Source organism: Acidipropionibacterium thoenii DSM 20276 (assembly GCF_000423445.1).
Lineage (GTDB): Bacteria > Actinomycetota > Actinomycetes > Propionibacteriales > Propionibacteriaceae > Acidipropionibacterium > Acidipropionibacterium thoenii.
Genome location: NZ_AUHZ01000011.1, coordinates 1 through 17,176, shown reverse-complemented (window position 1 = coordinate 17,176; position 17,176 = coordinate 1). Strand labels below are relative to the sequence as shown.

Annotated in this window: 17 protein-coding genes; 10 read left to right on the top strand and 7 right to left on the bottom strand. The window is 66.0% G+C overall.

Annotated elements, in window-relative coordinates:
* Positions 1 to 26: 26 nt before the first annotated feature.
* The gene (locus tag G554_RS0104760; RefSeq protein WP_027587013.1) at positions 27 to 1,010 is read right to left on the bottom strand and encodes a calcium/sodium antiporter; all 984 of its coding nucleotides are present in this window, start codon (positions 1,008 to 1,010) and stop codon (positions 27 to 29) included.
* 127 nt (positions 1,011 to 1,137) lie between these two features.
* Here G554_RS0104760 and G554_RS14720 point away from each other — a divergent pair, with 127 nt between their 5' ends.
* Positions 1,138 to 3,702: a glycoside hydrolase family 65 protein gene (locus tag G554_RS14720; RefSeq protein WP_071162157.1), complete on the top strand. Its 2,565-nt coding sequence runs from the start codon at positions 1,138 to 1,140 to the stop codon at positions 3,700 to 3,702.
* Between the two features lie 9 nt (positions 3,703 to 3,711).
* On the opposite strand, the gene G554_RS0104750 is transcribed toward G554_RS14720, so the two are convergent.
* The 3 genes from G554_RS0104750 to G554_RS17560 all read right to left on the bottom strand — a co-directional run bounded on the left by G554_RS0104750 (position 3,712) and on the right by G554_RS17560 (position 6,149).
* On the bottom strand, positions 3,712 to 4,371 hold the full coding sequence (locus G554_RS0104750; RefSeq protein ID WP_084648318.1) for a peroxiredoxin family protein: 660 nt from the start codon (positions 4,369 to 4,371) through the stop codon (positions 3,712 to 3,714).
* Positions 4,343 to 5,305 carry a cytochrome c biogenesis CcdA family protein gene (locus G554_RS0104745; RefSeq protein WP_027587011.1) on the bottom strand — a complete coding sequence of 321 codons (963 nt, stop codon included), beginning with the start codon at positions 5,303 to 5,305 and terminating at the stop codon, positions 4,343 to 4,345. Before G554_RS0104745 ends, G554_RS0104750 begins: the two co-directional genes overlap by 29 nt.
* 499 nt (positions 5,306 to 5,804) lie before the next feature.
* Complete coding sequence (locus G554_RS17560; protein ID WP_154654178.1) at positions 5,805 to 6,149, bottom strand: hypothetical protein; 345 nt, start codon at positions 6,147 to 6,149, stop codon at positions 5,805 to 5,807.
* A 379-nt stretch (positions 6,150 to 6,528) separates the two neighbouring features.
* Here G554_RS17560 and G554_RS0104730 point away from each other — a divergent pair, with 379 nt between their 5' ends.
* From G554_RS0104730 to G554_RS0104715, 4 genes are all read left to right on the top strand, one after another.
* Entirely contained in the window at positions 6,529 to 7,236 is a 708-nt protein-coding gene (locus G554_RS0104730) for a response regulator transcription factor (protein ID WP_027587010.1), read from the top strand.
* A complete protein-coding gene (locus G554_RS14715; protein WP_071162156.1) occupies positions 7,233 to 8,405 on the top strand; it encodes a sensor histidine kinase in 1,173 nt (390 codons plus the stop codon). The genes G554_RS0104730 and G554_RS14715 overlap by 4 nt, the downstream gene beginning before the upstream one ends.
* 141 nt (positions 8,406 to 8,546) lie before the next feature.
* Complete coding sequence (locus G554_RS0104720; protein ID WP_027587009.1) at positions 8,547 to 9,692, top strand: GH32 C-terminal domain-containing protein; 1,146 nt, start codon at positions 8,547 to 8,549, stop codon at positions 9,690 to 9,692.
* Positions 9,693 to 9,740: 48 nt separating this feature from the next.
* The gene (locus G554_RS0104715) at positions 9,741 to 10,295 is read left to right on the top strand and encodes a mycothiol transferase (protein ID WP_027587008.1); all 555 of its coding nucleotides are present in this window, start codon (positions 9,741 to 9,743) and stop codon (positions 10,293 to 10,295) included.
* 13 nt (positions 10,296 to 10,308) lie between these two features.
* Here the strand turns inward: G554_RS0104715 and G554_RS0104710 are convergent, their stop codons facing one another.
* Positions 10,309 to 11,247, bottom strand: coding sequence for an aldo/keto reductase (locus tag G554_RS0104710; RefSeq protein ID WP_027587007.1), 939 nt, complete (start codon positions 11,245 to 11,247; stop codon positions 10,309 to 10,311).
* A gap of 215 nt (positions 11,248 to 11,462) precedes the next feature.
* Here G554_RS0104710 and G554_RS0104705 point away from each other — a divergent pair, with 215 nt between their 5' ends.
* Positions 11,463 to 12,338, top strand: coding sequence for a LysR family transcriptional regulator (locus tag G554_RS0104705; protein WP_027587006.1), 876 nt, complete (start codon positions 11,463 to 11,465; stop codon positions 12,336 to 12,338).
* Positions 12,339 to 12,361: 23 nt separating this feature from the next.
* Here G554_RS0104705 and G554_RS0104700 read toward each other — a convergent pair whose 3' ends face one another.
* Entirely contained in the window at positions 12,362 to 12,973 is a 612-nt protein-coding gene (locus tag G554_RS0104700; RefSeq protein WP_036924661.1) for a DUF1349 domain-containing protein, read from the bottom strand.
* Between the two features lie 85 nt (positions 12,974 to 13,058).
* Between G554_RS0104700 and G554_RS0104695 the strand changes: the two genes are divergently transcribed.
* The 4 genes from G554_RS0104695 (at position 13,059) to G554_RS16950 (ending at position 16,819) form a co-directional block, all read left to right on the top strand.
* The gene (locus tag G554_RS0104695; protein ID WP_245569948.1) at positions 13,059 to 13,598 is read left to right on the top strand and encodes a sugar O-acetyltransferase; all 540 of its coding nucleotides are present in this window, start codon (positions 13,059 to 13,061) and stop codon (positions 13,596 to 13,598) included.
* Positions 13,595 to 14,137, top strand: a complete 543-nt coding sequence (locus tag G554_RS14710) for a TetR/AcrR family transcriptional regulator (RefSeq protein WP_036924659.1) — start codon at positions 13,595 to 13,597, stop codon at positions 14,135 to 14,137. The genes G554_RS0104695 and G554_RS14710 overlap by 4 nt, the downstream gene beginning before the upstream one ends.
* A 99-nt stretch (positions 14,138 to 14,236) precedes the next feature.
* Positions 14,237 to 15,169 (top strand): ChbG/HpnK family deacetylase, encoded by a 933-nt coding sequence (locus G554_RS0104685; RefSeq protein ID WP_027587003.1) that lies wholly within the window; start codon positions 14,237 to 14,239, stop codon positions 15,167 to 15,169.
* Between the two features lie 117 nt (positions 15,170 to 15,286).
* On the top strand, positions 15,287 to 16,819 hold the full coding sequence (locus G554_RS16950) for a GH25 family lysozyme (protein WP_154654176.1): 1,533 nt from the start codon (positions 15,287 to 15,289) through the stop codon (positions 16,817 to 16,819).
* On the opposite strand, the gene G554_RS0104675 is transcribed toward G554_RS16950, so the two are convergent.
* On the bottom strand, positions 16,816 to 17,176 hold a 361-nt coding region (locus G554_RS0104675), incomplete at its 5' end, for an integrase core domain-containing protein (RefSeq protein WP_027587002.1). The genes G554_RS16950 and G554_RS0104675 overlap by 4 nt on opposite strands.

Here is a 17,176-nt window from a genome sequence, read left to right as displayed (position 1 = left end):
TCGGCCAAGTCCGTCGAGGGTCGGGATCAGTCCAGCATCAGGATCAGGCTGGTGAAGTAGGCGATGTATCCGGCCACCATCAGGCCGCCCTCGACACGGGAGAGACGCCGTCCGGTCCAGAACAGCGGGATGCAGGCGAAGCAGACCCCGACCATGATGGGCAGATCCACCCTCAGCAGGCTGGTGTCGATCGGCCCCGATCCACCGGCCACCAGCACCGGGACGCCGAGGATCAGGGTGAGGTTGTAGATGCTGGAACCGATGAGGTTGCCGATCGCCAGATCCCGCTCGCCGCGGAAGCTGGCGATGATCGCGGTGAACAGCTCCGGCGCCGAGGTGCCGATCGCCACCACCGTCAGCCCGATGAAGGCGTCGGAGACCCCCATCGAGCGGGCCAGCGACTCCGCCCCGCCGACCAACCAGTCGGCGCCGACGACGATCACCGCGATCCCCACCACCAGCAGCATCAGGTACCACCAGGTGCCATGCCGGCGCCCGGCGTCGCCCCCGGCGTCCTCGATGAGCTCGTCGGGGTCCAGGGCGGCGGTTCCGGATGCCGTCTTGTCGCGGCGGGACCACCAGCCGAGCAGCACGGTGTAGACGATCGCCAGCAGGGTGAGCGGGATACCCTCCCAGGTCTGCAGTTGCCCGTCCCAGGCGAAGGCCATCCCCAGGACAGCCACCAGCACGACGCCGGGAAGGTCCAGCAGCAGGGTCCGTCGGTCGAAGTGGACAGGTTTGAGCAGGGCGCACAGGCCCAGGATGAGCAGCAGGTTGACGACATTGGTTCCGGCGATGTTGCCGATCGCCAGGGACCCGGCGTTGGCTCTCATGGCGTCGACGCCGACCGCCAGCTCCGGGGTGCTGGTGCCGATCGAGATGATCGTCAGGCCGATGATCATCGGCGGGACGCCCATCCTCAGCGCCATCGCCGAACCATTGCGCACGACCAGCTCCGCGCCGCAGATCAGGGCCAGCAGACCGATCAGCAACTGCACCAGTGATGTCATAGTGGATCTTATCCAGATGTCTGGTGGCGCACGAAGGGGTGGACATGGACATCACTCAGGCCTGCAATGGCGGGATCGACTCCGGAGGTCACAGCCTGGAGGCGACCGGGCAGTCAGCGCCCCGATCATGACGAGCGGCGACCCGATGGACCGGAACCGTTATCCGGTGGATCCCTGGGCTCTTCGCGAGACAGCGCTGCCGCTGCAACCGGAGACCGCCGAGACCCTCTTCGCGGTGGGGAACGGATACCTCGGTATCCGCGGCTCCTCCGAGGAGGGGCATGACGCCGTCTGCCCGGGCACGTTCATCAACGGATTTCACGAGAGCTTCCCGATCCATCACGCAGAGGAGGCCTACGGCTACGCACGGGCGGGGCAGACCATGCTGCCGGTCCCCGACCCGACCGTGATGCGGATCCACGCCGCCGATGAGCCACTGCACCTTCCGGTGGCCGATCTGGAGCGCTACGAGCGAACCCTCGACCTGCGTCGCGGTCTGCTCGAGCGAGACCTCATCTGGCGTACCCCGGTCGGTGTCCGGCTCCACGTCGTCTCCCGGCGAATCGTCTCGTTCACTCACCGGCACCTGGCGGTGATGGAGCTGGAGGTCACCCCGTTGGATGGCGATCTCCCGCTCACCGTGGTCAGCTCGGTGGTCAACCGGCTGGACGCCGATCCGGCCTCGCACACCGCCGCGCCGCCGTCACCGACCGCGGAGTGGGACCGGGCGGTGGTCCCCGATCCCCGCAAGGCCGGCGGGATGGAGGCCCACGTCCTGCAGTCCACCGACCTGTGGTGCGATGGCCCGCGCAGCTACCTGGGATACCACACCGCTGCCTCGGGGATGACGCTGGGAATCGGGGTCGACCACCGGTGCTCCAGCCCGGAGGAGATCCTCGAGCACGAGGAGCACCATGCCGATGCGGTCTCTCACGAGTTCCGGGTTCATGCTCGTCGCGGTCACACTGTGCGGCTCGTCAAGTACGTCGCGTACCACACCTCGCGGTCCTCACAGCCCGGCGAGCTCATCCAGCGTTGCCGTCGCAGCCTCGACGACGCCGTGGCCATCGGAGCGGACCGCTTGTACGGCGAGCAACGGGAGTGGATGAACGGCTTCTGGCAGCGCAGTGATGTGGAGGTCCTTGGCCGGCCGGACCTGCAGCAGGCGATCCGGTTCAACATCTTCCACGTCGCCCAGGCCGCTGCCTGCTCGGAAGGACACGGGATCCCGGCGAAAGGGCTCACGGGGACCGGGTACTCCGGGCACTACTTCTGGGACGGCGAGATCTACGTCCTGCCGTTCCTCTCCTACACGACGCCGGAGATCTCCAGATCGGCGCTGCGGTTCCGTTGGACCATGCTTCCGGCGGCCCGGCGTCGGGCCCGGGAGATCAACATGGAGGGGGCACTCTTCCCCTGGCGCACCATCAACGGGCTGGAGGCCTCGGCGAACTACGCTCAGGGCACCGCGCAGTTCCATATCGACGCTGACATCGCCTACGCGCTGATGCTCTACGCCCGCGCCTCGGGGGACTGGGACTTCCTGACCTGCACCGGTGTCGACCTGCTGGTGGAGACCGCCAGGATGTGGTTCGACCTCGGCTTCTTCCGTCAGGACGGTGATCGGTGGTTCCACATCGACGGGGTGACCGGCCCCGACGAGTACACCACGGTGGTCGACGACAACCTCTACACGAACATCATGGCGCGGGGGAACCTGTGGGATGCGGTCCGCACCGTCCGAGCCCTCGAGCAGAACCGTCCGGACGCCTACACCCGGATGGTCGAGCGGGTCGGTCTGCGCCCCGACGAGGTGAACGACTGGCAGGACGCCGCGGAACGGATGTTCATCGCTTACGACGAGGAACTGCAGGTCCACCCTCAGGACGACCAGTTCCTCTTCAAGGAGGTGTGGGACCTGCCGCACACCCCGGACGCCGACCGGCCTCTGCTGCTCCACTTCCACCCACTGGTGATCTATCGCTACCAGGTCCTCAAGCAGGCCGATGTGGTGCTGGCGGAGTTCCTCCACTCCGACCAGTTCTCGAGCGAGGACAAGCTGCGCGACTTCAACTACTACGAGCCGCTCACCACCGGCGACTCGAGTCTGTCGGCGGTGGCCCAGGCGATCATGGCCGCTGACATCGGGCATGTCGCCCGAGCGGTGCACCACTTCACGAACCTGGTGTACATCGATCTGGCCGATCTGCATCACAACGCCGACGACGGCATCCACATCGCCTCGGCAGGCGGCGTCTGGAGTGCACTGGTGTACGGCTTCGGCGGGATGCGGGACGACACCGGCGTGCCACAGTTGGACCCGCGGTTGCCTGACAGCTGGCAGGGCCTGCGGTTCCGGATCACCCTGGCAGGATCACGGGTGCGGGTGGAGCTGCGCCCCGGGGAGGTCGAACTGACTCTGGAGGACGGCCCTGCCACCACCCTGAGGGTGCGCGGACAGGAGGTGGCGGTGAGGCCGGAAGGACCCACCACCGTTCCTCTGGAGCTCCACTCGAGACTCACGGAGCCCCCCACCATGAGCGACATCGCTGGCCGGCTGCGTTCCGACGGCACGGTGATCGAGCCGACGCTGCCCAGCCACTCCGCGCATCGCAATGACCCGGAGCCGAGTTCCGAGGCCCGGGAGCATTCCGCGAGCCAGTCACCGATACGCCATTCGCCAGACACCTGACGGCCTGGGTCAGATCTCTGCATTCACCTTCTTGAGGAGGTCCGTCGGCGCAATCCACATCGAAGGATAGTTCCCTTGCCAGACCTGGTCACCCTTCGCGTTGATGAGGACGAACCCGTGACCAGGCAAGTTCTCGTGCATTCCTTTTCCCAGGGCATCGTATTCTTTTGAGACCGTGCCGTCGTCGAGGAGGTACGGGGTGGTGACGCCGTATTGCTTGAGATCGGGCTCAATCTGAGCGGCCGTGTTCATGACAATTGGAAGGACTGCGATGCCCGCCCTGGTGAACCCAGGGTCTTTCTCGATGGCGGCCATCTGCTCGGTACATGCGCCGCATCCAGCGCCCTCGTTGAAGTACAGCAGGACCGGACGACCCCGGTAATCAGACAGGGAGACCGTGCTGCCCGCAGTGGTCTGCAGTGTGAAGTCGGGTGCCGCCTCGGAGGTGGCCCGCGATTCAGGCCGCGCGTTCCACAGTCCGAACGCGACAAGAGCCGTCACAAGGACACACGCCATTACTGTCGTCGCCAGACGAACCCTTTTTCTGACGATCTCTGTCCTGTCCTCCCGTTCTCGCTGAGCACGCAGGGCTTCGCGTCTTGACTTCTTATGGACATCCAAGGTATTCACGACGATGACCTCATCGAGTTGAAGGGGTGTGGGTTTCATGGCAGCTTTGGCAGGGCTCAGATTCACCGTGTTCGGATTGATGAATCTGAGGACTGATCCGAGCAGAATCGCGCCTCCGGTCACGTAAGGTGAACCATACGAATGAGAGCGCCACGCCGAGCAGGCCGATGCCGAGGATCGGTTCGGGAACTGGCTGAAGCCAGGTGAGGATGGAGTGGGCGGCCCGGGTCACCGATGCGCCCGCCGTCCGCTGAAAATCGTTGCCCGGTCCGGTCATGGTTTCGGAACTGGCCAGCGTGATGATCCAGACGCCCATCACCGTGAAGCCCGCTGCAACCAACAGGTTGATCGTATTGGTGCGCAGGACCCCTCCTGGCAGGCTGATTCTCAACGGTCGGGCCTGGCCCCAGCGATGTCTGCTCAAGCCCACTGCATCCCAGAGCAGCGCCATGACGAACAGTGGGATCACCATTCCAAAGACAAATGCAAGGCCGAGAAGGAGGCCTCCGCCTGGGTTCCCCGACAACGCCGAAAGGGTCATCACACCCACGAGAACCGGGGCGCAGCAACTTGAGGCGATTCCTGAGAAGACGCCGAGACTGAAGAACGTTGCGGAGTCGCCGCGGTCAGCGGCGGGAGCCCGGAGCGTCGATGGCATCGACCACATCCGTCCGCTCAGCGCAAGTATCCCGAGACCGATCATCAGCAGTCCACCGGCCCAGTAGAGGACTTCGTGATATCGGGCGATAGCACCCGCGATGAGACTGACGCCCAGAGTGATCGGTACCAGGACGAGAGCAAGCCCTGCTGCGAACACGAAAGTGAGCGGTAGCAGTCGCCAGCGGTTGTTCTTGATCGCCGCTGCCAGGTAGGAGGGCGCCAGAAATACGATGCAGCAAGGCGCGAACAGCGCAACCATCCCGGCAAAGAATGCTGCCAGAATACTTCCGGTGGCGAGTGACTCTGATCCCATCAGCGCTCACTTTCGTGACGTCAGTGTGTGTGCAAGTTTTCTTCCTGGAAGCCGCCCTGAGCTGAAGAACGATCCGTCGATGAGCACCAGCGGGAACATCGCCGGGCGGTGCAGACTGATCAGTTCCTTTCCCGTCGGCGACTCCGCGTCATGTTCCTCGAGGACGATCAACCCATCGTCGGCCAGTCTGCGAAGTTCGGCGTGCGCGTCATTGCAGAAATGACAGGCCTCAGTTCGAACCAGGGTGACGAGAGGAGGTCGCCCGTCGGCACGCAGAGCTGGGTTCGTTCGTCTCGGGCACATGTCTGCCAGTCAAGCAACGGGTCGTCGGCACGCCATCAAGAAGGCATCAAGGTTCTCTCAAGATGCGAGCGGCCGGCGGCCAGGCCGCTCGCTGGAGACCCATGCATCCCCTCACGGGAGGCGGTGCCGCGTCCCGAACGCACGAGCAGAGCGATGTTCGCAGCAGCTCCCGGTCCAGAATCGCTTCCGGGTGGGGTCAATGATGCCGCCCGGATCCGGCGTCGTGATGAGACCCATGGCCCATGAGGGCCATCATCGCGCTCATCATGACCATGCACAGGATGGGATATGCCAAAGCCGTTACTGAGAATGTCCCTCTGAGAATGAGATAGCCGACCGCAGCAAACATCGGCGCACACATCAGTAGATGCATCCACCATTTCCGCTCACCACGTTCGGATCGCTCCATCGGTTGAGAGATGGATTCGGTCGATACATCGGGTGCGCGCAAGGTTGAATATTCCCCCTCCGCAAGAAAGTCAAAATCTTCCGTGCTGCTCGGCGTCGGTTCTGCAGCTTCATGGGTATGGCTGGCGTCCACGGGATTCTCCTCCATACGATGGATGGTTTCGATATGATTGTTCGTCAGCGACGTCAGAATTCGGTACGTGTTCTGTCAAGATGCGGTCAAGGTCTCTTCGCGGACGCCGAGGCCCCTGCGCTTCCACGTCTGAATCTCGTACAACTCACTCGTCTGAGAACAGCACGCAGACCGTGAGAAGAACGAGGCACCAGAAGGTGGTCAAGAGCGCCACCACCACGAGCACCAGCATCTTCGCCCCTTCGTCTCGGAACCCAGAAGCGACTCTGGCTCCCCCTCGTCAACGCCTGGTCTGGGATGTGTTCAGGTTGGGTCAAGATGCCGCCCCCCATCCAGATCAGGGTCGGTCAGGGATGGTTCGCCTCATACACTGGCCCCCATGAGCAGCAGCACCGCGGCCCAGTCGACGGTCCTGGTCGTTGACGACGAGAAAGCACTCGCGGCTGTGGTGGCGTCATATCTGACGAAGGCCGGTCACCGCAGCATCAAGGCCCACACCGGCCCGGAGGCCCTGACACTCGCGAGGGCCGAGGATCCCGATGTCGTCATCCTGGATCTCGGGCTGCCAGGTATGGACGGGATCGAGGTCTGCCGCAGGATGCGGACCTTCTCGGACTGCTACATCCTGATGCTCACCGCACGCGGCGACGAGGTCGACCGCATCGTGGGTCTGACCGTGGGAGCCGACGACTATCTGGTCAAGCCGTTCAGCAACCGTGAGCTGGTGGCCCGGGTCCAGACGGTACTGCGCCGCCCCCGGGCATCGAGGAAGGCTGTCCCCGCCGACATCCGAGTGTTCGGGGATCTGCGCGTGGACAGCGACGGCAGACGAGTCTGGGTCGCGGGCCACGAGGTGCATCTCACCCGCACCGAGTTCGACATCCTGGACGCACTGACCTCCCGTCCTCAGATGGTTGTCAGTCGACGCCAGATCGTCGATGCGGTCTGGGACGCCTCATGGGTCGGCGACGACCATGTGGTCGATGTTCACGTCGCCAACCTGCGCAAGAAGCTCGGAGATGACTCTGACGAGCCACTGTTCATCGTGACCGTCCGCGGCGTCGGATACCGAATGGCGTCGCGATGACGAGGCGAGGGTCATGGCGCATTGGAACACGACTGTTCGTCGCCCAGGTCATTGTCCTGCTGGCGATCAGTATCAGTGCAGGACTCGTCGCCAGCGCGATCGGACCCCGGCTGTTTCATGAGCACCTCATCGAGGCCGGCGAGAAGGAGACCTCCCCGCAGTTCTCCCACATCGAGGCGGCGTTCGAGAGCGCCAACATCATCTCGCTGAGCATCGGACTTGTGATCGCCCTGGCAGCGGCACTGATGATTACCTGGTACCTCGCCCGCCGATTCAGCACCCCGCTGACCGATCTCACCGACACTGCCACTCGGCTGAGTAGCGGTGACCTTTCCGCACGGGCCACAGCGGCTGGAGGTGTCCCGGAGTTCGCCCTCCTGGCGACGTCACTCAATGACATGGCAGAGCGACTCGAGAACACGGAAGCCACCAGACGCCGACTGCTGTCGAACCTGGCGCACGAGATGCGCACTCCGGTCGCCACGCTCAATGCATACCTGGAGGGAGTCAGCGACGGAGTGCTCACATGGGATGACGACACGAGGCACGTTCTGGAGCGCCAGGCTGAGCGGCTCACGCGACTCGCACGAGACCTGGATGACGTCTCCCGGGCCGAGGAGGGCCGGGTCAGCCTCGATCTCAGCGTGCACTCGCTGCAGACGCTGATCGAGTCGTCGGTCTCGCAGTTCGGGCCACAGTTCGAATCGAAAAGCGTGCAGCTGTCGGTTCAGGTGTCTGCTGGCCTCGTCAGGGTCGACCCACAACGATTTGCGCAGATCCTGGCGAATCTGCTCAACAATGCACTCCGCCATACGCCTCGGGGCGGGATCGTCTCGATCACAGCAGACCGAAGCGCCGACGACATCAGCGTCGCTGTCTCAGACAACGGCGAAGGTATGACGTCTGAAGAACTCGGCCAGGCTTTCGAACGATTCTACCGGGGAAGCACCGCCCGCGCCGAGGACAAGAATGGATCCGGTATCGGACTCACTATTTCCCGGGCGCTCGCCGAGGCCCACGGCGGCACTCTCACGGCCACAAGCGGTGGAAGGGGCTGCGGTGCCACCTTCACTCTCTCCTTGCCCTCCCCGCATACGACGAGCTCGCTTCGGGGTTCTGAGTCACTCGGGACAAGGCACCCGCACCGGACCCACGGTTCCACTCGATGAACTGTCGGACGACTCCTCCTCACCTCATGGACGACGCCCGGACAGGCATCCTGCCGAGCCACTGTCCCGGCAGGAGGTCACAGGAATGTCGTCTAGGCTGCTTAAGTCTTGGACAGGGAACTATGGCAGGGATGGGAGAGCATGCTTGGGACTGTTGAGGGTTCGCGACCCGGCGAGCCCACCGTCGCCTCGGCCTCGGGCGATCCGCGGATCATCCGCGACGACGCCCACCGCCAGTGGGTGAGGATCACCCCGCTGGGCGATCGTCTGCAGTTCCAGATCTCCTCCGACCAGCTCTCGTGGACGCCGTCGGGCAGCTTCGGCGGCCCCCGATGGCATGACGGCGGCAACCTCAGCCACCCCGACCTCTTCCCGCTGTCGCTGCACGGCGTCACCAGGTGGGTCCTGTGGTGGACCTCCACCGCCGCCCCGCAGACCAACGGCTCAACCACCCGGTACGCCGTCGGCAACTGGGACGGCCGCCGCTTCACCCCGGACACCCGACCCGAACAGGTGCTGCGCGTCGACCTCGGCCGCGACCTCTACCGCCCGGTCAGCCATCTGGATGCGGCCACCGGCCGCCGGACCATGATCGCCACCCTCGGCAACGAGGACTACCCCCACCTCACCGCGACCTCCTGCGGCGGGCCCGTCCCCGGGATGCCGGCATCCTGCACCACCCGCGAACTCGCCCTGGTGCGCACCCCGGCGGGCCCGCGTCTGAGCTGCCACCCGCTCACCGAGGTCACCGGCCAGCTGGCCGCCACCCGCACCGTCACCGGCCAGCCCATCACCGCCTGCTGCGACCCGCTGTCGGGCCTCGGGGGCCAGTCGATCGACGCGGAGGTCGAACTGGAGGCCTCGGCCTACGACCACTGCGCCGCCGTCATCCTCCAGGTGCGCTGCGACTCGAGAGTCCACACCGACATCGTGTGGCGCCCCGCCGAGGGCTCGCTGACACTGGACCGCAGCCAGAGCGGGGCCACCGAGTTCACCCAGTGGTTCACCACCCCGCACCCCGGACCGGGAGTGCCCGCCGAACAGCTGCTGCGCGCCAGCAGCGCCTCGACCACTGTGCGCTGGCCGGCATCCAGCCTCGGCGTGATGCGACGGGTGTGGCTGCGGATCATCGCCGACGCCGATCGCGTCGAGGTGTTCAGCCCCGACGGTCTGACCACGATCACCTCGGCCATCCGCCCCGGCCCGGGCGCCACCGGTATGCGACTGACCGCCGCCGGGCCTGCCCGGCTGGTCCGCGCGACCGTCCATCCGATGGCCCTGCACTGAGCCCATCCGGCCCATGGCTGTGACCCGACCCCTCGCTACCGTGGCCGGATGACCGAGACCTGGCCCATCGAACCGCCGCTGGCCGGCACCGAACGCGAGCACCTGATCGGCATGCTCGACCGACTGCGCGCCACCTTCAGGTGGAAGGCCGGCGGACTGAACGCCGATCAGCTCAATGCCCGGATCAGCTCCTCCGAGCTCACCCTCGGCGGCCTGCTCAAGCACCTGTCCTTCGTGGAGGCCACCCAGTTCACCTGGAAGACCTACCGACTCGACCCCGGTGAGCCGTGGACCTCCGTCGACTGGGAGGCCGACGCCGACTGGGACTTCCATTCCGCGGCCAACGACTCCCCCGCCGAGCTCTACGCGCTCTACGACTCCACCGTGGCGGCGTCACGGCGTCGCCTCGATGAACTGCTCGACGACGGCGGCCTGGACCAGCTCACCGAGGTCACCTGGCAGGGCCAGCGGCCGACCCTGCGCCGGTTCGTCTGCGACCTGGTCGAGGAGTACGGCCGACACACCGGCCACGCCGACCTCATCCGCGAGTCGATCGACGGACTGGTCGGGGAGGACCCACCGGAGGGCTGGCAGCCCAGCTGAGGCACTCCGGTCATCACGGGATGAGATGACCGGAGGCGCGGAACATTTCGTACCACTCCGCCCTTGTGAGCTCCAGATCGGATCCCCTGGCCGCCTCCGACACCCGGTCGGGATTCGTCGTGCCGAGCACCACCTGCATCTGAGCGGGATGACGCGTGATCCACGCCGTGGCGATGGCCATCGGCGGCACGTCGTGGAGCTCTGCCAACCGGTCGATGACCTTGTTGAGCTCCGGGTACTCGGGGGATCCGAGGAACACCCCGTTGAAGAACCCCGCCTGGAAGGGCGACCACGCCTGGACGGTGATGTCGTTGACCCGGCAGTAGTCGAGGATTCCACCACCGTCGAGGGTCGCCGACTGGGATTCTCCCACCATGTTCGCCGCCAGCCCCTGGGCGATGATCGGCTCATGGGTGATGGACAGCTGCAACTGATTGGCGACGATCGGCTGGCGCACGAACTTGCGTAGCAGGTCGATCTGTCGTGGCGTGTGGTTGGAGACGCCGAAGTGAAGGACCTTGCCGGCGGCCTCCAGATCGTCGAAGACGCGGGCGACCTCCTCCGGCTCGACGAGTGCGTCGGGGCGGTGCAGCAGAAGGATGTCGATGCGGTCGGTACCGAGGGCCTTCAGTGAGCCGTCGACCGACTCGATGATGTGGTCGTAGGAGAAATCGAAGTACGGCCCGTCCTGCTTGACGATCCCGGCCTTGGTCTGGATCGTGATCTCGTCGCGCTCAGAGGGGGTCAGCCGCATGGCCTCGGCGAAGCGGCGCTCACACTGGTACAGCTCGTTTCCGTAGACATCGGCATGGTCGAAGAAGTCGATGCCGGCGTCGCGCGCCTCGTGAACCAGGGCGCGGATCTCCTCATCGGACTTGTCGGCGATGCGCATGAGTCCGAGGACGACATTCGGAGCGAGGATGCTCGTTCCCGGGAGAGGGAAGGTCTTCATGACGATGCCTTTCTGCGTGGTGTGGTGCTGGGGGTGGGACGTTCGGTCATTCGGTGACAGACGACCGGCCGATCTCATCGCGACGGGAGCCGGTGCGGCGCCGTGGCACTGAGTCACCATTCCAGGTGCGGGGTGTCCTCATGGATCACAGTAGGCAGCCGCCACATGCAAGCAAAACACCTCGGAACCATTCGATTGAGAGATGCGATCACTGAATGGAATTGCGTCAGTTGGAGTACGTCGTCACCCTGGCCGACGAGCAACAGTTCACCAGAGCGGCGGCCGTCTGCCAGGTCTCCCAGTCAGGCCTGTCGGCAGCCATCCGCAGCCTGGAGAAGGAGCTGTCCTCGCAGTTGTTCGCGCGGACCACCAGGCAGGTCTCACTCACCGACGCGGGACGCGCCTTCCTGCCCTTCGCCCGCCAAGCCCTCGCCCAGGCGGCGGCCGCTCGCGATGCCGCGGTGGGTGCGACCCAGACGCTCTCCGGTCGGCTGCGGGTCGGGGCCGAGCAGTGCCTCGGACTGGTCGACGTGCCGGATCTGCTGGAACGGTTCCGTCGTCGATACCCACTGGTCGACATCCAGTTCACCCAGGCCGGATCCCACGATCTCGTCGACCAGGTCCACAGCGGTCTGCTGGACGCCGCCTTCGTCGCCACGACCGAGCATCTGGGCGCCGTCACCAGCGCCGAGATCGGTCGCGAGCCCATCGTCGCGATGGTTCCGCCGGGCCATCGGCTGGCCTCGCGAACCGATGCCCAGTGGCACGAGCTGACAGATCTCGAGTTCATCGACTTCCGGGAGTCGTGGGGGATCCGATCCCTCAACGACGCCACCTGCCGGGCGCAGGGGATCAGGCGGCGAATGGGGTGCATCGTGGACGATGTGCACACTCTCATCGATCTGGTGCACCGGGGACTGGGCATCGCACTGGTCCCCCATCACGTGGTCGACAAACCCCAGGCCGCCGGACTTGTCTGCCTCTCGCTGCCGCCCGACTGTCCACCGTGGATCGTCTCGGTGATCACTGGTACGCATGCCGAGATCTCGGCGTCGAAACTGGTCGGGCTGCTGCCCGAGACCGTCAGCTGAGAGGAGTGAGGACGGCCCGCCTGTCAGTGCAGCGAGCTGTCCTGCTCACCCGAACGCCAGTCGAGGAAGGGGACCGTGAGACCGAACCGTGTCGGTGCGCAGAGGAATGGACCCGCGCTCACGCCGGCCTGCGCATCGAAGGGCAGCACGCGGACGAGCTGCCAGTCGGTCCCGGTGCGGCGTGCGCGAATCGTCAGAGCATCGTCGGCCCAACTGACCCGGAACACCGCTCGCGTGTCGATCCACTCGGGTGCGCGGGTCGCCGACCAGTCGGACCGTCCGTCGGTGACGACGGCGCCGATCTGCGGGACACCATCGGCGAACTCGATGCCTGCCTTCACCCAGCGCTCGTCGGAGGCACGGACGAAGATCCCGGCCTGGTCGAACTGCTGGGAGAAGGGGGTGCCGAACTCGACCTCCATCGAGGAGCCGGGTGCAAAGGGCGCGACGAGCGCATGCTCCGTGTCGTGCACGAAGCCGTAGGAGGTGTGCCGCCAGGCGTCGCTGCCCTCCACCGCTGTCGCATGGAGGATGCCATCGGAGGACACCTGGACGTCGGCCGGCGGGTTCGTCCAGGTACCTTCGGACCAGTCAATGTGCCGCACGGGGCGGTCAGATGGGGAAGTCGCTGTCATGCGTACGACTGTACAACTTTTTGGTACGATCGTACACATGATGATGGGTGAGGGTGCCGATGACGACCGGAGCCAGGCGGAGCGGATGCGCGCCGGCGACTGGTACGTCTGGGGCGATGAGGAGATCTCGGCGATCGCGGCCAGAGCACGCGCTCTCATGCGCGCCATCCAGCGGGCCGACCTGGCCGGCGAGGATGTCCGCCCGCTCCAGGCAGAGCTGTTCGGGCGCCTGGGTGCCGATGTCGAGGTGCGTCCGCCCGTTCAGGTCGATCTCGGCAGGAACATCGTGATCGGCGACCGCACCTTCGTCAACTACAACCTGACAGCGCTGGACATCGCGACGACCACGATCGGTGCGGACTGTCAGATCGGCCCGAACGTGCAATTACTCACGCCGATCCATCCGGTCGAGGCAGAGCCACGGCGGGCGAAGCTGGAGGCCGCGCGCCCCATCATGATCGGCGACAACGTCTGGCTGGGCGGCGGGGTGATCGTCTGCCCCGGGGTCAGCATCGGAGAGAACTCCGTGATCGGTGCCGGCGCGGTCGTCACCCGCGATGTTCCGCCGAACTGCGTCGCAGTCGGCAATCCAGCACGCGTCATCCGGGAGGTGCCAGCGCGATGACTTACGCAGACCGCAAGAGCGTCATCATCGACGCATGCCTGGCCGTGATCGCCCGCGACGGCGTCACCGGCGTCTCCCACCGCAAGGTCGCGGAGGAGGCCGGCGTCCCCCTGGGGTCGATGACCTACCACTTCACCGGCATGGACGACCTCCTCCATCAGGCGTTCGAGCGGTTCGCGGAGCGGGCGAGCGGGCCGCTGGAGAGCGCGCTCGCCGAGGCCGAGGGGACGGACTCGGTGATCGCTGCGATCGCCGGCGTCATCATGAGCGGCATCCGCGACGACGCCGGCGATCTGGTCCTCAACCACGAGCTGTACACGATCGCCGCCCGGCGCCCGGAGTTCCGCGACATCACTGAACAGTGGATGCAGCGCAGCCGGACCGCCCTCGAACGCCATCTCCCGCCCGACCTCGCCCGTGACGTCGACGCCTACATCGAGGGCCTCACTCTTCACGGCGCGCTCGCCCCGAACCACCCGTCGATGTCGCAGGTCGTGCACAGTCTGCAACGGATCATCCAGGACCCGCATCACAAGTGAATTCGTCTGTCCTGTCCATCAGTGGTGTCAGCGAGTGCGCGCGGTACTGGCGATACCCGTCGCCGCGGCCGCTCTTGACCTGAGGGGCACGATGGGGCCGTGGACCGCAGCCTGGTGATCAACGCCGACGACTTCGGCTACGACCCGGCCTCGGCCGACCTGGTGCTCGAACTCATCGACGAGGGATGTCTGACCTCGACCACGGTGCTCGCACTGGCCGCGGACCTGTCCCCCACCCGCACCGCCGCCCTGGCCCAGCTCGCCGACCAGGGGAGATGCGCTGTCAGCCTGCACTTCGCCACCAACTCCGAACGAGGCCGCGACGGCTGGCAGCCGCTGTCGGAGGCCGGACGCCGACTCGCAGAGCCAGATGGCATCCTTCCAGTCAGCGCCGCCCTCGCCGAGAAGCGCGCCGACCCCTGGATCATCGCCGAGGAACTCCAGGCCCAGTACGACCGAGCCGTCGAGCTCGGCCTCCGCCCCATCAGGCTGGACTCCCACTGCGGCACCCTCTACGGGCTGCACACCCCACCTGCTCCCCCACTCCCGAGCGACCCGAGGTCTGCCGCGACCCGGTCGACCGCGACGGGCCGCCGACCGGACAACCGGGGCCCGATGGAGGTCGCCGTCGACTTCTGCCAGCATCACCAGCTCGGCTTCCGGCTGCCCCGCTCCACCCGGCTGCTGGCCGGGCCCTATCTGCCGCCGTGGTTGAGGCGCCGCCACACCGCAGCAGTGGCACTGGCCGACCACTCCGAAGTGGCACTGCCCGAGGAATCGACCACCAATCCCTTCCCGCGCGGCCTCATCCCCAACTACGCCGCGATGCGCGCCCAGTACCTGTGGCTGCTGGCCCACCTGCCCGAGGGAACCAGCGAGATCTTCCTGCACCCGGGAGCCGAGTCCACCTGGGCCAGGCGCCACTTCGGCCGAGGCTGGGACAAGCGGGTCTGGGAGGCCCGGCTGCTGCGCGACCCGGCCTGGCTCGACGCCCTGGACGTGCAGCGGATCAGGCTGGTCACCACCTGGTGATCCGGCCCGGGAGGCCACCCAATAGGATGAGCGCGTCCCACTCCCGGAAGGGTATTCATGCGCACTGGCAGACATGGGCACACATCGCTTCTTACGGCCCTCATCACCGCCACGCTGTTGACCACGGTCGCACCGACCGTCGCCCTCGCCTCACCGGCCACGACGCCCAGTCCGACGCCGACCGGCAGTTCTACATTAACCAGCCCTGCCAACCCGCAGAGCACCGCCGACCCGGACAGCACTGCCAGCCCCACCACGTCTGATGACCAGAGCTCGCAGAGCACCGCCGGCGACCACGCCATGGGCTCACAGATCCGCGCCAACGAGCAGGCGCCGGCTGCGGTCCGGGGCCTGCGGAGCAGCACTGCGGTCACCACCCTCACCGGAGTCCCGGGGCTCGACGTCAGCAGCCACGACGGCACCGTCCACTGGGCCTCCCGCTGGGCAGCTGGCTACCGCTTCGTCTGGGTCAAGGCCACCGAGGGCCACACCTACACCAATCCGCTGTCCACCACCCAGGCCTCCGGCGCCTCTCAGACCGGGCTGCTGCACGGCAGGTATCACTTCGCCATTCCGAGTTCCTCCTCGGGGGCCGACCAGGCGAGGTACTTCTCCGACAACGGAGGTGGTTGGACAGCCGACGGGAGAACCCTTCCTGGGGCTCTCGACCTGGAGTACAACCCGTACAGCGGCGGAGACTGCTACGGGCTGAGCCAGTCCCAGATGACCGCCTGGATCACCAGCTTCGACAGCTACTACGCCGCACGATGGGGCCGCTACCCGATCATCTACACCTCACGGAGCTGGTGGGACATGTGCGTGGGAACCAACCTCGCGGCCACGAATCTGCTGTGGATCGCGTCGTACCGCTCGGCGCCCTCGACGCTGCCCATGGGCTGGCAGGTCCACACCGTCTGGCAGTACTCGGACGCGCCGTTCGATCAGAACCAGTTCAACGGCTCCTCGACACAGCTGGCGGCACTGGCGTCCGTACCGAGCCCTGCTCCCGGCTATCCCACGACGGGCCCGATCGGGGCGAAGTACGCCGTGGCACGAAACCTCCTGGGCGCCCCGACGGCACCGATGGTCAACCTTCCTGATGGCGGGTCCTATCAGTTCTTCCGCAACGGCGTCGTCACGTACAGCCGGGCCACCGGAGCCCACGAGTTCCACGGCGCGATCTCCACCAAGTGGCGGTCACTGGGCATCTCAACCGCCCTCAGCTCGTTGGGCTATGCCACCAGCGACGGCGACTCGAGGGTGACCTTCCAGAAGGGCGGGATCCTCAACAACCCCGGGCGAGGCCATGCCTACCTGATCCGGGGAGCCATCTGGTCGACCTTCCAGTCGATCGGCGGGGTCTCGGCGATGGGACTGCCGAAATCCGATGAGGTCAACGGCCGAGCTGGCGGGGTGCGCCGAATGAGCTGGTTCGAGGCCGGCGCCATCACCTGGGGAATCGACGGCAAAACCTTCCCGGTCCGCGGGGCCATCTACAAGACGTGGACCTTACGTGGATCCGAGAAGAGCCGGTACGGGCGCCCGGTGAGCAACGAGTACCACCAAGGCCGCCAGACCCGCCAGAACTTCTCCAACGGTTACGTCCTGGCGTATCAGAACGGCAAGGTCACCGAGATCCGCACTCACTAGATGTACTTCCCCGTGACGTTGTGAACGCGGGCTGAGGGGGTCTGGCCGCCGATCCCGGTGTGGGGTCTGTGGTGATTGTAGTGATGGAGCCAGGTCTCGTAGGCTGCGGCGCGCTCGGCTTCGCTGGCGTAGGGCTTCGCGTAGGCCCACTCGACGGCGAGGGTGCGGTTGAACCGCTCGACCTTGCCGTTGGTCTGCGGCCGGTATGGCCGGGTCCACTTGTGCTTCACATGGTCGCCGAGCGCGTCAGCGAAGGCGCCTGACCGGTAGCAGGAACCGTTGTCGGTCATCACCGCGGTGACTGTGACGCCCAGGCCTGTGAAGAACGCGTTCGCGCGGGTCCAGAACCCCGCTGCG

Excerpts from the sequence above, each read along its gene's own strand:
- G554_RS14715 (WP_071162156.1), top strand. The coding sequence starts at position 7,233 with ATGACGAGGCGAGGGTCATGGCGCATTGGAACACGACTGTTCGTCGCC.
- G554_RS0104730 (WP_027587010.1), top strand. The coding sequence starts at position 6,529 with ATGAGCAGCAGCACCGCGGCCCAGTCGACGGTCCTGGTCGTTGACGAC.
- G554_RS14710 (WP_036924659.1), top strand. The coding sequence starts at position 13,595 with ATGACTTACGCAGACCGCAAGAGCGTCATCATCGACGCATGCCTGGCC.
- G554_RS0104715 (WP_027587008.1), top strand. The coding sequence starts at position 9,741 with ATGACCGAGACCTGGCCCATCGAACCGCCGCTGGCCGGCACCGAACGC.
- G554_RS0104750 (WP_084648318.1), bottom strand. The coding sequence starts at position 4,371 with ATGAAACCCACACCCCTTCAACTCGATGAGGTCATCGTCGTGAATACC.
- G554_RS14720 (WP_071162157.1), top strand. The coding sequence starts at position 1,138 with ATGACGAGCGGCGACCCGATGGACCGGAACCGTTATCCGGTGGATCCC.
- G554_RS0104700 (WP_036924661.1), bottom strand. The coding sequence starts at position 12,973 with ATGACAGCGACTTCCCCATCTGACCGCCCCGTGCGGCACATTGACTGG.
- G554_RS0104710 (WP_027587007.1), bottom strand. The coding sequence starts at position 11,247 with ATGAAGACCTTCCCTCTCCCGGGAACGAGCATCCTCGCTCCGAATGTC.
- G554_RS0104705 (WP_027587006.1), top strand. The coding sequence starts at position 11,463 with ATGGAATTGCGTCAGTTGGAGTACGTCGTCACCCTGGCCGACGAGCAA.
- G554_RS0104720 (WP_027587009.1), top strand. The coding sequence starts at position 8,547 with ATGCTTGGGACTGTTGAGGGTTCGCGACCCGGCGAGCCCACCGTCGCC.
- G554_RS0104695 (WP_245569948.1), top strand. The coding sequence starts at position 13,059 with ATGCGCGCCGGCGACTGGTACGTCTGGGGCGATGAGGAGATCTCGGCG.
- G554_RS0104760 (WP_027587013.1), bottom strand. The coding sequence starts at position 1,010 with ATGACATCACTGGTGCAGTTGCTGATCGGTCTGCTGGCCCTGATCTGC.
- G554_RS0104745 (WP_027587011.1), bottom strand. The coding sequence starts at position 5,305 with ATGGGATCAGAGTCACTCGCCACCGGAAGTATTCTGGCAGCATTCTTT.